This is a genomic window from Paenibacillus sp., from assembly GCF_035645235.1.
GTDB lineage: Bacteria > Bacillota > Bacilli > Paenibacillales > YIM-B00363 > Paenibacillus_AE.
Genome location: NZ_DASQMZ010000062.1, coordinates 1 through 15,231, shown reverse-complemented (window position 1 = coordinate 15,231; position 15,231 = coordinate 1). Strand labels below are relative to the sequence as shown.

The window sequence follows — 15,231 nt, the reverse complement described above, 5'->3', positions numbered from 1 at the left end:
TTCACGTCCGCTTAGCCTTTAATGCCGCTGAACGTGATGCCTTCGAGAAACCGCTTCTGCGCAAAGAAGAACAACAGAATCACAGGAAGCGATACAAGCACCGATGCCGCCATCAGCGCCGGCCAGTCGGTTCCGTGCGAAAATTTGAACTGCTGCAGACCGATCTGCAGCGTATACATGCCGGACTCCTGCAGGTAAAGCAGCGGACCCATGAAGTCGTTCCACGAGTTGATGACCTGGAAGATCACGATCGTCAGCAACGCCGGAATCGTCAGCGGCAGGAAAATGTTCACGTATATTCGAAACTCGTTGCATCCGTCGACGCGGGCCGCATCCTCCAGTTCCTTCGGCAAACCTTTGAAAAACTGGCGCAGCAAAAAAATATAGAAGGGCGAGCCGAAGAACGCCGGCAGAATGAGCGGCCAATACGTGCCGATCATGCCGGCATTGGCGAAAATCATATAGACGGGCACCATCGTTACCGCATACGGCATCATCATGACGGCCAACGTAACGTAGAAAATGAATTCGCGCCCCTTCCACTGCAGCCTCGCGAGCGCATAGGCGGCAAGGGGGCAACTGAACAATACGCCGACCACGTTCAAGACGGTAATGAACGTCGTATTCAAGAAGTAGCGAAAAAAAGGAATCACCGTGAACACATCGAGGTAATTCTGGTAATACCAGTTCTCCGGCAGCCATTTAATCGGATAGATGAACGTTTCGGGCTGCGTTTTCAACGAGGTGGAGACCAAGATGAAGAACGGAACGATAAAGAATACGCTGAACAACAGTAGAATGGCGTGAGCGCCGAGTTTCTCCCAACCTTTATTTTGAGTTTGAATCATGCGCGCGCCCTCCTAATCCCCCATGTAATGAACCCACCGTTTGGAACTCCAATTGATGAGAATCGTCAGCGCCATGACGGCGACGAACATCAGCCAAGCCATCGCGTTGGCGTGACCCATCTGGAAATACGCAAAGGCGTTTCGGTAAAGCAGCATGTTATAAAAGAGCAGCGAATTGGCCGGAGCGCCGGTACCGCCGGTGATGATAAAAGGGAGAACGAACTGCTGCAGCGCGCCGATCAGCGCAAGAACGATATGGTACAAAATGACCGGCGACATAAGCGGCAAGGTGATATGCCAAAACTTGTGCATGCGACCGCCGCCGTCGATCGTAGCGGCCTCGTAGTAATCGCCGGGAATGTCCTGCAGGCCCGCGAGGAACACGATGACGCCAGACCCGACGCACCATTGCGCGATCAATGCGATGGACGGCATGGCCCACGCTTCGCTGCTGAACCAGCTCGGCTGAGGAATCCCGATCTCGTATAGCAAGTAGTTAACGACGCCGAACTGCGCGTTGAGCAGCCATTGCCATATCACGCCGCAGGCGACGATCGGAACAAGCGTCGGGATGAAGTAGATGACTCGGTAGATGCCCTGAAATCTCGATTTGATATTCAGCATAATGGCGAGAAAGAGGCCGAGCACCAATCCGGTAGGTACCGCCAGCAAGGCATAATAAAACGTGTTGCGCACGGACATCCAGAACAGTTCGTCTTGGAGTAATTCGACGAAATTTTTGAGGCCTACGAATTTGGTAACGGTAAATCCGTTAAACTCCGTAAAACTGTAATAAAAAGACGAAAGCAGCGGATAGAAATAAAAAATCGCGATCCCTAACAGCCAAGGCGACGCGAACACCCAACCGTACCAATCCCTGCTTCTTGTACGTTCCATACCTCCACATCTCCTTATAAGCAAACGGGCGGCGATTCTCATCTCCGCCCGTTGCTTCTTTCATTCCGGAATTGAACCCTACAATCCGAGCTCCGCGTTCGTTTTGTTCGTCACGTCGTCAAGAAGCGCCTTGGGATCGCCCTTGCCGTGCAGCGCGCTCTCCTGTGCGGCGTTCAACTGATCGAAGAAGAACTGACCTTTGGTAATGATCGGTCGCGCATTGGCGCTCGGGAACATATCCACGAACACTTGATAGCGCGGCTCGCTCTTCACCCAAGAGAGTTCGGCGTTCATTTCCTTCTGACAGACGAACCAGCCGGTTTTCTCCGCATAGTTTCTCGCGCCGTCTTCCATAGACATGAACTTCCCGAATTCGAAGGCGGCATCCTTGTTTTTCGCGCCTTTCGGAATGATGAAGGACCAACCGCCCGCCCACGTTTTGAAATCCGTACCCGTCGGAGACGGCAGCGGCGTTACGCCGTAGTCAAGACCTTCGACCGTGTTAAATTGACCGATCTCCCACGACCCGCCGACCATCATGGCAACCTTGCCCGCTGCGAAAGGATTGATGTCGCCGCCGACAGCCGTCGCGAAGTCGCTCACCGCTTGAATTTCATACTTCTTGGCGTACCCGGCCATCCATTCGAGCGCCTCTACGTTGCTCGGGTCGTTAGCCGTAATTTTACCGGAAGCAGGATCCTGGTACTTGCCGCCGAACGCCCAACCCCAAGTCAGCACGCCGCCTTGACCCATCCACGGTACGAAACCAAGTACGTCGTAGCGGTTGCCCTGCTTTTTCGTCAACTTCTCGGCCGCCGCGTCCAGCTCGGCAATCGTCTTCGGCGGATTTTCCGGATCGAGACCGGCTTCGCGGAACAGCTTTTTATTGTAGAAAAGCGCACGGTCGTCCGTCGTGAATGGAAGCGCATACAAATTACCGTCCATCGAAGCTTCCTGCCAGGCAAAATCGTAGAACTGATCCGCCGTGACCCCCTGGACCTCGGCATTGGCCGTAAGATCCTCGAACAGCCCTTGGTCGGCCCATTGCTGCACCATAAAGCGGTCGAACGCCACGATGTCCGGGGGATTCCCGCCGTTAATCGAGACCGTGAGCTTATCCGTAATGCCGTTGCCGGAGCCGCCGCCGCCGATGAATTCGGCCTTGACCTTGATGTTCGGATGCGAATCGTTAAACATCTTTACGCTCTCTTCCATGGCCTTCTTTTCGACTTCGCCGCCGAACGGATGCCAGAACGTAATTTCGGTCACTGCGCCCTTCGCGCCGGATCCGGAAGCGTTGCCGCTCGCCGGCGCGTCCCCGCCCGTCGAACAGCCCGCCAGCGTGAACGTAACGGCGCACAAAATCGCGAGCATGAGCGCGGTGACTTTGGATTTGCCTCTTGACATGGAAATACCCCCTGCAGATTAGTTTTGCAAAGTGCTCTTTGCAAAGCTAACTATACAGGAGGTCGGAAAAGAAAGAATTCAGGCTGTCATTGTTTTTTGTGTGTATTTTTTGTTTGTTTACAACGTCTCCGTCGCGAGCGTAAAGCCTTCGATGGCGACGTCCTCGTCGACCTCGATCAAGAGGCAGCGTTTCCCCTGGTAGACGACCTGCTTCACGTACCTTAAATCTTGCGGGCTGACCGAGATCGTCGCTACCTTCGTATCGATTTTAATCGACTTCGAGTTGAATTTCGGAATGACGCTGCTCGCCTTCAGCTCGTAGTTTCTGTCGTCGACGACGGCCTGGAACGCGCGCTCTACCTTCTCCGAGGTGACATCCGCCACGCCGCTGACCGCCAGCACGCGCTCGACTTCCTTGAAATCCAGCATCGGAGGCTCTTCCTCCTGATGGGTGTCGATCACCCGGTGAATCTCCTCGTACACCTGCGCGATCGTCCCCGCGTCGAGCGATTCTCCGGCGACCTCCTTCACGATATCCTCGAAAATGCTTCGCTCCTCCTGCGCCGTGACGGTCTTCTCGGCATTCAGCACCTGATCGATGTAATGGTGATTCGGTTCGTTCGCCTTCCCCGCACAGTAGAGGATGCGGTTCACGTCGGAGGCGTTGTCGGTCACGCTCGGGTAGAAGAACCCCTGCTCGGGCGAGCTTAGCTTAATAATCGGATCGACGATAACGTTGTACTTGAACTCCCGCTCGACGTAATCGAACTGCAGCGTCTTCTTCTGCTGCTCCGTCGAATTGACGCTGCACAGAATGAACGGGTGCGCGAACATCTCGTCCCGATCGCTCGTCTCGGCTACGTCGTTGCGCGCCCTCGTCGGCCGGAAGTATTCCCCGCGCACGAACGTGACCACGGTGTCCCGTTCGTACTTCGTATCCTTCAGCATCTTCTCTACTAAGAGCAGCATCAGGTTTTGCCAATCTTCCGTATGACCGGTCACGAGCCCTTGGTGGAGCAGCACCCGCGTCGGCTCTTCCGCATCCTCTTGGAACTTTAACTCGTACAGCTTCTGGCCCAGCTCGCCGGTGAGCAGCTTCTTGAAATTGCTCATGTACAGCTCTTGCTTCTCCCGATCGACCAAGGCGAACGGCTGGCATTCGGCATGATAAATTTCGTTGCTTTCTTTCATAATGTATACGTTGAGCATGTCGAAAACCTTGAGCAAATCGTGATCCAGCTTGAACTGCTTGCGAATATGCGCGATTTCTTTCTTGTTCATGTTTCGATAGACAGCTCCTATGATGGAATAAGCTTACTTAGTATAATCGATCCGGAAAATAGAAAAAACCCCTCCGCCGACAAAGGCAAAAGGGGTGGACCGCGACGCGTATGTTATTGTTCGGGCTGACGGATGGCATACGCCCGCTTCACGTCGCGAAGGCCGTCAGCGGCGACCTCCGCCGCGTTCCGGTCGCCGTAGCTGTCGCGAAACAGCTCCAGCGACAAATACCCGCGGTAGCCCGAGGCATACAGCAGCTCGGCGATGCGGCTCGTCGGCGCGACGCCTTCCCCCGGGAAGACGCGGGCGTCGTCGCCGATCGACTCGCGGGGCGGCGAAGCCGGATAATCGTTGACGTGGAACAGGCCGATGCGCGGGCCGTCCAGCTCGCCGAGCGACTCGAACGGGCTCCCGCCGGTGTACATGTGGAACGGGTCCAACAGCAGCTTCCTGCCGAACCCCGATTCTCCGCCGCGGGTTTCCAACACGTTCAATACGTCGACCGCTTCCCGGAGCGTCGCCAGCCGCTTCGCGCGGCCCCAGAACTCAAGGAGCGGCTCAACGCCAAGACGCTGTCCCAGCTCGCAGAGCGCCGCGTACGCATCCGCGAACCGCTCCGCCGTCATCGTCGCCACGTCGCCGAACGGCGGCGCCGCGACGGCCTTGCAGCCCAGCTGCGCGAGCAGCCGCATCTCCTCCTCCGCCTGGCGCAGGCCGCGAAGGCGAACGTCCGCGTCGGCGTCCGCCCACGGGAAGAAGGCGATGGCGTTCACAAGCTCGACGCCCGCCTCCTCCGCCGCGGCCCGCAGCCGCTCCGTCGAGCCCCCGCGAGACAGGTACAACTGAATATCCCCGACCCAAAGCTCGACGCCCTCGTAGCCGGCTTCCCCGGCGATCGCGATATGGCGCTCCGGATCGCGCGTGAACGGGAACAACGTGGAAGCGTTCAGGGCTGTGCGAAACGGAAACATGCCCCTATCCCTCCCACTCGTCTTTCACGCGGATCGTCCGGCCTTCCTCGCTGCTGCGCATCGCGAGCTCCACGAGGCGCACCGCATCGCGCGCTTCCTCCGGCTTCACGGCCAAATCCGCGCCGCCGACGATATGCTCGTATACGTTCCGATAGAAATTCGCATAGTTGCCCGGGAGCGTCTCGATGACGCCGTCGAAGCGCAGGTCGCCGTCCGAGACGTTCAACCTGCCGTATCGGTCGGCCGGCTCCCGGCCCCAGCCGCTCTCGCGCGGCGTCCGCCCTTCGATGAGCGCCGCTTCCTGCGGATCGACGCCGTACTTCACGAAGGAGCCGAGCGTGCCGTGCAGCGCATACCGCGGCGACGCGATGCGGACGAAGCGCGACGAGCCCAGCTTCACCTGGAGTCCGTCCGCGTACCGAAGCATGACTTCGAACGTGTCCGGCGCTCCGCAGCCGTCCCGCTGCGTCGCGATGTCCCCCCGGATCGACTCCGGCATGCCGAACAAGCAGAGCGCCTGATCGAGGAAGTGGACGCCGAGATCGTACCAGACGCCCGTACCCGGGCCCGCCCTGTCGCGCCAATTGCCGGATGCCTTCGGGGAGAAGACGTCCCACCGAAACTCGCACGCCTTGAGCTGTCCGAGCCGCCCCTGCCGCAGCAGCTCCCGAATCGTCAGGAAATCGCCGTCCCACCGGCGATTTTGGAAGACGCTGAGCGTTAACCCCTGCCGCTTCGCAAGCTCGATTAACGCATCCGCCTCCGCGGCGGTCGGAACGAACGGCTTCTCTACGACGACGTGCTTGCCCGCGAGCAGCGCCTCCCGCGCGAACGTGACGTGGTCCGTGCTCGGCGTCGCCACGACGACGAGGTCGATGTCCGGATCCGAGAACAAATCGCCCGCGTCGCGAACGACCGTAACCCACGGATAACGCGCCTTGGATGCTTCGCTGCGGCGCTCCACGACCTTCGCCAGCTTCAGCTCCGGCACGGCGTCTATCACCGGCGCATGGAACGCCCGCCCGGCGAAGCCGTACCCGATCAGTCCGACGTTCAACACTTTCGCCGTCGCCGTCATCGGCCCGCCCCCATCGCCTTCAAATTCTGAAGGCTCGTCGCGATGCAGTCGAACGGAGAGCGGCGGCACTCGTCCTGCTCGACGATGAGCCACGCCGCGCCGGCCTCTCCGGCAGCCTCGATGATGCGCTCCATCGGCAGCACGCCTTCCCCGACCTCCGCGAAGAACCGCTCCTCGCCCGCTTCCATATCCTTCAGATGCACGAGCGGGCAGCGGCCCTTCAGCCCCGCCAAATACCGCAGCGGATCCTCCCCGCCCTTCGCCGTCCAATAGACGTCCAGCTCCATGCCCACAAGCGACGGATCCGTCTCCGAGAGCAGCCGGTCGTACGCCGAGACGCCGTCGAACTTTAGGTATTCCCAGTCGTGGTTATGGTAGAGCAGCTGCGCTCCTCGCTCGCGGCACCGCTCTCCGATCCGGTTGAGCGCCGCGGCGACCTCCGTTACCTCCCGGCTCGACTCGAAGCGGTAATAAGATAACACGAGGTACTTCGCTTGCATCGTCGCCGCATAGGCGAGCAGCGAATCCAGATCGTTCTTCAAGGCGTCGATGCCCGTGTGGATGCTGATCGCCCGGAGGCCCATGGCGTCAAGGCGCGCCTTGAATTGCTCCGGCGTCGTCCCGCTCGGCGGCGGCCCGACCTCCACCCCTTCGAAGCCGATGTCCGCCGCCCGAGCGAACGAACCGAAGAAATCCGTCTCCAGCTCGCGGCGAATCGTCCAAGGCTGCAGCCCGATTCCGAACGTCATTCGTTTCCAAACCCTCTTTCTATCGAAAATGGTCCATCAGTCGTCCAGCACATTATACTTCAACCCAAGCGGCAGCGGAAACGGTTTCATAGGGAACGTCCCCATCGTTGCGCGGCGCCCCGTCTCCGCGCTCTCCAAAATCCCGATCGTTACGTCCAGCACGTGCCGCGCCAGCTCCCCGCTCGCCCGATGCGGCCGGCCGGAGCGGATCGCGTGCGCCAGGTCCGCGACGCCGATGCCGCGGCGATTGTCCGCGAACCCGTGCGTGTACGGGATCTCCTTCGTCTCGCCGCTGCGGAACAAAATCCGAATAGCCCCGTCGAAGTTGTTGGGGTCAGGCGCGTACAGCGTTCCTTCCGTACCGTAAATCTCGAGCCGCGGCGAGTACCCGAAGCTTTCTTTCGCCGCTTGCATCGTCGCGATCGCCCCGGACGCGAAGCGCAGCGACGCCGCCGTGTTCATGTAAGCCTCTACCGGATATGTCTCCCCGTAGCCTGGCGCTCTCGGGTTCGTTACCGTGCAGCGCTCCCGCATGCGGGTCGCGAACCCCGTCGCCTCCGTTATCGGCCCCAGCAGATGAATCATCGCGGTAAAGTAATACGGCGCCATGTCGAACAAGGGGTCCCACCCCGGCCGCAGCACCGCCCTCATGTTCGGATGCATCCCGTCCCAAGCGTGGCCCATGACGATCGAGCCGTGCGCCGCGTACGGCTCCCCGATCCAGCCGTCGTCGATCAGCTTCCGGCATGTCTGCAACCCGCCGCCAAGGAACGTATCCGGCGCCGAGCCGACGCGCAGTCCCTTCTCCCGGGCGAGCGACAGGACGCGGTCCGCGTCTTCCCGGGAGAGCGCGAACGGCTTTTCTGTATAGACGTGTTTCCCGGCGTTCAAAATTTGCAAGTTCACTTCCGCGTGCGCCTGCGGCGCCGTCAGGTTGACGACGATGTCGATCGCGTCGTCGGCGAGCAGATCCTCCACGCTGCAAGCCTTCGGAACGCCGAATTCCGCGGCGCGTCGCTGCGCCGCCTCCGGCACGACGTCGGCGACCGCGGCGACGTTCAGAATATCGAAGACGCGGACGCAGTTTTCCAAATAGATGCCGCTGATCGCGCCGCAGCCGATGATGCCGATGTTTACCTTTTCCAAGACGTTGCCATCCCCCTCTTATTCCTTCACGCTCCCGAGTACGATGCCCTTCACGAAATACCGCTGCAAGAACGGATACACAAGGAGGATCGGCAGCGCGCCGAGGAAAATTTGCGCCGCCTTGAACGTGCGGTCGTTCACCTCCGCGAGCAAGTCGAGGTCCTGCGAGGCGATATCCGACAGGTCCTGCTGTACGACGACGGTCTGCAGGTAGCTCTGCAGCGGATAGTGCTCGGGTCGGTTCATGAAGATGAGCCCGTCGAACCAGGAATTCCAGTGGTTCACCGTCGCGAACAGCGTGATCGTCGCCAGCGCCGGAAGCGAGAGCGGCACGAAGATGCGCCACATCGTCGTCCATTGTCCCGCGCCGTCCATGAACGCCGCCTCCTCCATCTCCTTCGGCAAGTTGCGGAAGAAGTTCAGGAGAAGAATGATGTTGAAGACGGGCACCGCTCCGGGCAAGACGAGCGCCCAGATCGAATCGAGCAAGCCGGTGTATTTGACGGTCATATAGACCGGAATGAGCCCTCCGTTGAACAGGATCGTAACGACGAAGATCCAGGCGTACGCCGTTCTGGAGCGGAATGCGCTCGCCTCCTTCGACAGCGGGTACGCGACTAGAATCGTCAAGAACATATTGACGAAGACGCCGAGGCCGACGCGCTGCAGCGTCACGAGCAGCGCGTCGAGAAACTCGCCGCGCGTTAAGACGTACTCGTACGAGGCCGTCGTAAACCCGACCGGCCACAGCTTGACGAATCCCCCCGCCGCCGCCGCGTTGGAGCTGAAGGAGACGGCCAGCACGTGGACGATCGGGAACAAACACAGGAAGGATAACACCGTAAGAAACGTATAATTAAAGCCGACAAACAGTCTTCGGCTGATTGAGTAGCGTTCTACCACGACGTACCACCTCTCCCCTTAAAAAATGCGGTAATTCGCCAGCCGATACGCCAGTACGTAAGAAACCAAGATAAAGACGAGCGACACGACGGATTTAAACAAGCCGACCGCCGTCGCGACGGAATATTGCGCGTCGACGAGCCCGAGCCGGTATACGAACGTATCGATGATGTCGCCCGTCTCGTACACCTGCGGGCTGTACAGGTTGAATACTTGATCGAAGCCGGCGTTGAGCACGTTGCCGAGGCTCAGCACGCCGAGCAGCACGATAATCGGCGCCATGCCGGGCAGCGTAATGTGCAGCGTCTGCTTCCAGCGGTTCGCGCCGTCGACGATGGCCGCCTCGTACAGCGACGGATTAATCCCCGTAATGGCGGCCAAATAGACGATCGTGTTGTACCCGAATTCTTTCCACGTGTCGGTGCCGACGAGCACGAACGGGAACCAAGTCCGGTCGCCGAGGAAATAGATCGGCTCGACGCCGAACAAACCCAGGAACTGATTGACGATGCCCGTAGACGGGGACAGCACATTGATCAGAATGCCGCCGAGCAATATCCACGACAGAAAGTGCGGCAAGTACACCAACGTTTGGAAGCTTCGCTTGAACGCTTCCTTGCGCACCTCGTTGAGGAGCAGCGCGATCGTGATCGGTACGACGAGATTCGCGACCATCTTCATGACGGCGATAAACACGGTATTTCGCAGCACGCGAAGCGAATCCGGCATCGCCAGGACGTATTCGAAATTCGCCCAGCCGACCCAAGCCGAGTCGAAGAGGCCTCGTGCGGGAATAAACTTTTGGAACGCAATGACGAGCCCGAACATCGGACCGTAGCTGTACACGAGAATTAGGAGCAGCGCCGGTAAAATCATCAGATGCAGCGGCCATTGGATTTTACGTCTCTTGCTTGCGCTTGTCGCTGTCACGGGAACCCTCCTCCCCGGAAACGCAGAATGCCGAGGAAGGACCCCGGCATTCTGTCTTTTCCTTATTTACGAAGTTATCTGGATGTGTACCACTCGTTGACCTCTTTCGTGATCTGATCGCCTCCGAGCTTCTTCCAGTCGGCTACGAACTTGTCGAACGTGTCGATCGGATCGCCGAGAATGATTTTCGTGACCGTTTCGACTTCCATCTTCCTGAGCGTTTCGCTTCGCTCCGCCATCGTCGGCGTGTTCACGCCGTAAAACTCGCCGGGCTTGAGCAGATTGTTTTCGACGTAACGCTTAATGACCTCATAAGAGCCCTTGCGTCCGAACACCTTATCGTATCCCCAAGCATTCGGGTCGCCGCGGCCTTCTTCGATCGCCAAGCTGTTGTTGTACGCGTCCGTCTCCTCCGCGTTGAGCCCCGACGGATCCTTCTTCTCGAGCGCCGCGACGACGTTCTTGTGGACGCCGAGATTTTTGTTCGGCGGGCCGACGAGGAACGGGTAGTACGGCCAAATCTCGATGCCGTCGACCTTCGAGTGCGCCTGCCAGACGTCCGCCGGCGTGTCGGGGCCGAACTGCAGCTCGGCGAACAGGTTAAGCATCTTGATGAGCGCTTCCGGGTGCTTCGCGTCTTTGTTGACGACGTAATAGGAACCTACGGCAAGCGACGGGATTTGCGGGTTCGCCATCCCGCCGCTCTCGTTCACGAGCGGGTACGCCTGCCAATCGGCGTTCGGGTCGTTCGCCTTGCTGTTCTTCAACATGTCGAGGGAAATCCACATCGCGCCGTACGTCATGCCGACCTTGCCGGAAGCGGCCAGCTCGCCCGCCTTCGCTTCGTCCTTGACGCCGAATTCCCGATCGATCTGCCCGTTCTTGAACAACGTCTGGAGCGCGGCGAGCGCCGTCTTCATCTCCGGCTGCACGCTGCCGAACCCGAGCGTGCCGTCCGCCGTCTTCACCCACGTCTGCGGGTATGCGTTATATCCGTTCATGAAGCCTTCGAGCGCGCCGTAAGCGCCGGAACCGCCATTCGTTCCGAACAAGTTTTTGCTCAGCGCGAGTCCGTACGTATCGTTCTGCCCGTTGCCGTCGGGGTCCTTCGTCGTGAACGCTTCGGATGTGGCCAGCACGTCGGCCATCGACTTCGGCTCCGGCAGGCCGAGCTTGTCGAGCCAATCTTTGCGAATCCACAAAATCGGGGCCGCGTCCAGCGTCGAGCCGGGGCTCGGGAACGCCATCAGCTTGCCGCCGAACGTCGCGGACGCGAGCGCGTTCGTTGCGTCGTTCATAAACCCTTTGACAAGCGGCGTAGCATGCTTCTCGTAGATGTCCGTGATGTCCATCACTTGGCCGGCTTCCACGAGCTGGTGCAGCTGCGTGGCGTTGACTTGGTAGAAGTCCGGCAGGTCGCCCGACGCGATCGTGACGTTCATCTTCTCGGCGCCTTGCTCGTTCTTGACGACCCATTGATTGTTTACCTTAATGCCGAGCCGCTCGGACAGCGAGCGCGTCCATTGGTTGTTGTCGATGTCCTCGCCTTCCTTGAACTTCAGCTCCCCGACGATGCGCACCGTCGAAATTTCGATCGGCGGATCGTATTTGCCGAGGTACGGACCCGCGTCCGCCGCCGGCGCTTCCGGCGTTCCCGCCGCGCCGCTGTCGCTCGATGCCGCGGGTTTCTCGCCGGCGGCGGGGGCAGGCTCCGCGCCGCCTCCGGCGCCGCAAGCCGTCGCGACGAGACTGAAACACAGCAGCGCCGCAAGCGCCGCAGACCACCGTTTGTTTTTACTCATGTTTCTAAGTCCTCCCTTTATTTCCGCTTCTTGTTATGATCTTTGGTTACGCTTTCAGTATAAAACCGGGGAGGGTGCATGTATATTTCCATGTCTTTAGGTTCCTTATCTTTCGTTTGGCTGCTCCGGCCATGATTTCCGGCCGGAACGGAAAGCCGCCCGATCCGGGCGGATCGGGCGGCTTAACGACGACTTACGGGAAAATATTGATCTCTTCTTCGTCCGACGGCAACCCTCCGGATCACCGTTTCATAAATTTCTTCCGATATTGTTGAGGGGGAATCCCTTCGTATTTGTGAAATAGACGAATAAAATAAGGAATTTGGTTAAAACCCGTCTCTTCCGCAATACGCGACACCGGCCAGACCGTCGTGAGCAGCATCTGTTTCGCCTTCTCCATCCGATAGACGAGCAAATATTCCATCGGCGTACAGCCGAACACCTTCTTCATACAACGGGCAAGGTAATTGGGGTGGAAATGGAATCTTTCCCGGAGCAAGCCATTTCTTATAGGTTCAGAATAATTTTGCCTCAGGTACGTCGCGATTTGTTCCGCCAATTGAACGACTGCGCGATTCTCCGACAAGGTTTGCTCCTGATGAACGGCTTTAAGTAGTTCTTCGAAAATCGTTTGCTGTTCCCAGCGAGCGGAAGTCGGAGACTGCTTGTCCAATGCGAGAAGCCGTTCGATTTTGTTATAGGTATTCGCCGGATAGGGCAGCTGATAATGCTTCGGAATATGGATGAAATAATGATGAAGCGTAAATTCGTCCTGTTGATGCTTTCTTTCGAGACCGTATAACCGATGAAGCCGTATTTTCGAAAAGTCCTCTTTCGTCTCTGTCCAATTTCGCGAAGTTTGGAAGTGTATCCAATAGTAAAGCGTCTTTTCCGTGCAGCATGCCGTCGCATAATGGTGAAGATCCGGTCGTAGGATCAGCAGTTGTCCCGCCTGCACCATAAACTCATCTCCGTTTTCCCCCATAAACAGTGTCCCTTGGTATATGATCAGAAGATCGAACACGCCGATGCCGCTGCGGTCATGGTGATGCTCGCCCGGCTCGAAAGAGCCTCTGCCGCACGACACAATATAGGGGATGGGCGGAGCATCGAACAACAGCGACGCTTCGCTTAAAATACCGTTCATCGCGTGTGCCTCCAGGAATGGAATCGTGCAATCGAAACGGGTGCTTTGCCCTCATTGTGACACACAAGGCCCCGTCTAACAACTTGGGAAATAAAAGTTTCCGATAACTCCCCCGCTTCAACCATCCGACCCTTTTGTGTGCAATCGTGCAATAAACAGGTTGCTTTTTATGATGATCCTCCTTCGTTACGGCACTATAATCATAAGAATAACCCGCCGACACCTAGAAGGAGGCCGCATCCGTTCCATGCTGAATATTCATCGCCCTAGACGGGCCATGCTTTTCTGGATCTCCTGGCCGATCTTCATCGAGTTATTTCTGAGCACATTCATGCGCTCGGCGGATACCCTCATGCTAAGCTTCGTGTCGGATGAAGCCGTTGGGGCAGTCGGGATCGCGAATCAGTTCATTTTCTTTGCCTTCGTGTTCTTTTCCGTCCTATCCGCCGGCTCGGCCATCGTCGTCGCCCAGTATCTCGGCGCAGGCAAGCGAAACGAAATCGTCGGCATCGTATCGAGTTCCGTCGCGATTTCTTTTTTAGTCGGGCTCGTGATGTCCTCCATCGTCATCTTGCATCGTTCTGCTTTGTTAGGCTGGTTCCGGTTGGATGCAAATCAGTACGACGATGCGAATGCATACCTTGTCATTACCGGTTCTGCGCTTTGCATTCAAGCCATGACGATGACGATGTCCGCCGTCATCCAGGCTCATGGGTACACCAAGCAATCAATGTACATTAATATCATTATGAATGTAGTAAATATCGCGGGAAATTACTTGTTCATCTTCGGCGCGTTTGGGTTTCCGAAGCTGGATGTGGTCGGCGTATCGATTTCCACCGTTATTAGTCAATGCCTCGGGTTTTTGATTACTTGCCGGTTGTTGCACGATAAAATCGGCGTATCCTTCCGAAACTGGAGACACTTCGTCTTTTGGAACCGGGAGGACTTGAAAAAAATCGTAGGCATCGGACTGCCTGCCGCCGGCGAGCATTTTTCCTACGTCGGAGCGCAAATCGTTACCACTATGTTTATCACTGCGCTCGGCATCACCATGCTGACGACCATGATTTACACGGTAAACATAACGTCTTATATCTTTATTTTTCTCATGGCCATCAGTCGCGGCACCCAAATCCTAACCGGACACTTCATCGGCGCGGGACTGCTCGACAAGGCGTACAAACAAGGAATTCGAAGCCTATACGCCGGACTCGGCATCGCCCTGGTCCTCGCCGGTTGTTCTGGCATCTGGGGCGAGCGCTTCCTGTCGCTCTTTACCAAAGACGAAAGCATCATACAGTTGGGCGCTTCGCTCCTCCTACTGGGTCTTGTTCTCGAACCCGGGCGTACCTTCAACATTGTTATCGGCCATGCGCTGCGAGCCGCAGGGGATACTCGCTTCATGTCGATCGTATCCGTGCTCTCCATGTGGTGTATATCCGTGCCTCTCTCCTATTGGTTAGGCGTACGCCTCGGGTTCGGTCTTTACGGGATTTGGTTGGCCTATATCCTGGATGAGTGGGTGCGCGGCTCGATTTTATTCTACCGATGGCGCTCTCGTCGTTGGGAACGAAAGCGATTTGTCGATTCTGTCGATGCCGGCGGGAAAAAGGTCCACCAGGTTTGAGAAGGACTTTCACCCTAGAGATAACGCCCATGCTGGTCGTACAATGAATACAGCGCACCTCCCTTACAGGGAAGCGCGCTGTTCCAAAGTTTCGGCGGCGGAGGCGATGCGAAGCACCTCGCTGCCGGTAACGGGCTTGCTATAATAGTACCCTTGCACCATGTCGCAATCGGATGCCACCAGCTTCTCCGCCTGCTCCTTCGTCTCCACCCCTTCGGCGACGACGGTCAAGCCTAAATGGTGCGCCAACTGGACGATCGTATTCACGATGTTTTGGTTTCGTTCCGAACCGGACATCGCATCCGGGTAGATCGCGACGCCTAAACTGCCCGTCACCGCATACGCCTTGCGGCCGATCGATACCGTCGGGTCGAAGACGTTGAGCGCGTGCTCGAGCAGCGCGTGCAGCGCGTCCGCCGAGCCGTAATCCTCCGCGACCACG

The 15,231-nt window shown here is 57.9% G+C and carries 14 protein-coding genes; 1 reads left to right on the top strand and 13 read right to left on the bottom strand.

The features are described from left to right. Positions 1-11 precede the first annotated feature (11 nt). The 12 genes from VEZ38_RS05810 to VEZ38_RS05755 all read right to left on the bottom strand — a co-directional run bounded on the left by VEZ38_RS05810 (position 12) and on the right by VEZ38_RS05755 (position 13,159). A complete protein-coding gene (locus VEZ38_RS05810; RefSeq protein ID WP_324892397.1) occupies positions 12-848 on the bottom strand; it encodes a carbohydrate ABC transporter permease in 837 nt (278 codons plus the stop codon). A 12-nt stretch (positions 849-860) separates the two neighbouring features. Continuing rightward, positions 861-1,745, bottom strand: coding sequence for a sugar ABC transporter permease (locus VEZ38_RS05805; RefSeq protein WP_324892396.1), 885 nt, complete (start codon positions 1,743-1,745; stop codon positions 861-863). A 78-nt stretch (positions 1,746-1,823) separates the two neighbouring features. Further along, entirely contained in the window at positions 1,824-3,152 is a 1,329-nt protein-coding gene (locus VEZ38_RS05800) for an ABC transporter substrate-binding protein (protein ID WP_324892395.1), read from the bottom strand. A 117-nt stretch (positions 3,153-3,269) separates the two neighbouring features. Then, a complete protein-coding gene (locus tag VEZ38_RS05795) occupies positions 3,270-4,433 on the bottom strand; it encodes a DUF4317 domain-containing protein (protein ID WP_324892394.1) in 1,164 nt (387 codons plus the stop codon). 113 nt (positions 4,434-4,546) lie between these two features. Continuing rightward, complete coding sequence (locus VEZ38_RS05790) at positions 4,547-5,404, bottom strand: sugar phosphate isomerase/epimerase family protein (protein WP_324892393.1); 858 nt, start codon at positions 5,402-5,404, stop codon at positions 4,547-4,549. Positions 5,405-5,408: 4 nt separating this feature from the next. Then, positions 5,409-6,482 carry an oxidoreductase gene (locus VEZ38_RS05785; RefSeq protein ID WP_324892392.1) on the bottom strand — a complete coding sequence of 358 codons (1,074 nt, stop codon included), beginning with the start codon at positions 6,480-6,482 and terminating at the stop codon, positions 5,409-5,411. Then, on the bottom strand, positions 6,479-7,231 hold the full coding sequence (locus tag VEZ38_RS05780; RefSeq protein ID WP_324892391.1) for a sugar phosphate isomerase/epimerase: 753 nt from the start codon (positions 7,229-7,231) through the stop codon (positions 6,479-6,481). Before VEZ38_RS05780 ends, VEZ38_RS05785 begins: the two co-directional genes overlap by 4 nt. Positions 7,232-7,267: 36 nt before the next feature. Beyond that, the gene (locus tag VEZ38_RS05775; protein WP_324892390.1) at positions 7,268-8,377 is read right to left on the bottom strand and encodes a Gfo/Idh/MocA family oxidoreductase; all 1,110 of its coding nucleotides are present in this window, start codon (positions 8,375-8,377) and stop codon (positions 7,268-7,270) included. Between the two features lie 18 nt (positions 8,378-8,395). After that, positions 8,396-9,280, bottom strand: coding sequence for a carbohydrate ABC transporter permease (locus VEZ38_RS05770; protein ID WP_324892389.1), 885 nt, complete (start codon positions 9,278-9,280; stop codon positions 8,396-8,398). An 18-nt stretch (positions 9,281-9,298) separates the two neighbouring features. Continuing rightward, positions 9,299-10,156, bottom strand: coding sequence for an ABC transporter permease (locus VEZ38_RS05765; protein WP_324892407.1), 858 nt, complete (start codon positions 10,154-10,156; stop codon positions 9,299-9,301). A gap of 128 nt (positions 10,157-10,284) precedes the next feature. Further along, positions 10,285-12,012 carry an extracellular solute-binding protein gene (locus tag VEZ38_RS05760; protein ID WP_324892388.1) on the bottom strand — a complete coding sequence of 576 codons (1,728 nt, stop codon included), beginning with the start codon at positions 12,010-12,012 and terminating at the stop codon, positions 10,285-10,287. A 241-nt stretch (positions 12,013-12,253) separates the two neighbouring features. Continuing rightward, the gene (locus tag VEZ38_RS05755) at positions 12,254-13,159 is read right to left on the bottom strand and encodes an AraC family transcriptional regulator (RefSeq protein ID WP_324892387.1); all 906 of its coding nucleotides are present in this window, start codon (positions 13,157-13,159) and stop codon (positions 12,254-12,256) included. Between the two features lie 247 nt (positions 13,160-13,406). Between VEZ38_RS05755 and VEZ38_RS05750 the strand changes: the two genes are divergently transcribed. Then, a complete protein-coding gene (locus VEZ38_RS05750; RefSeq protein WP_324892386.1) occupies positions 13,407-14,789 on the top strand; it encodes an MATE family efflux transporter in 1,383 nt (460 codons plus the stop codon). 63 nt (positions 14,790-14,852) lie between these two features. Here VEZ38_RS05750 and VEZ38_RS05745 read toward each other — a convergent pair. Further along, the coding region (locus VEZ38_RS05745) for an EAL domain-containing protein (protein WP_324892385.1) at positions 14,853-15,231 on the bottom strand (379 nt) is incomplete at its 5' end.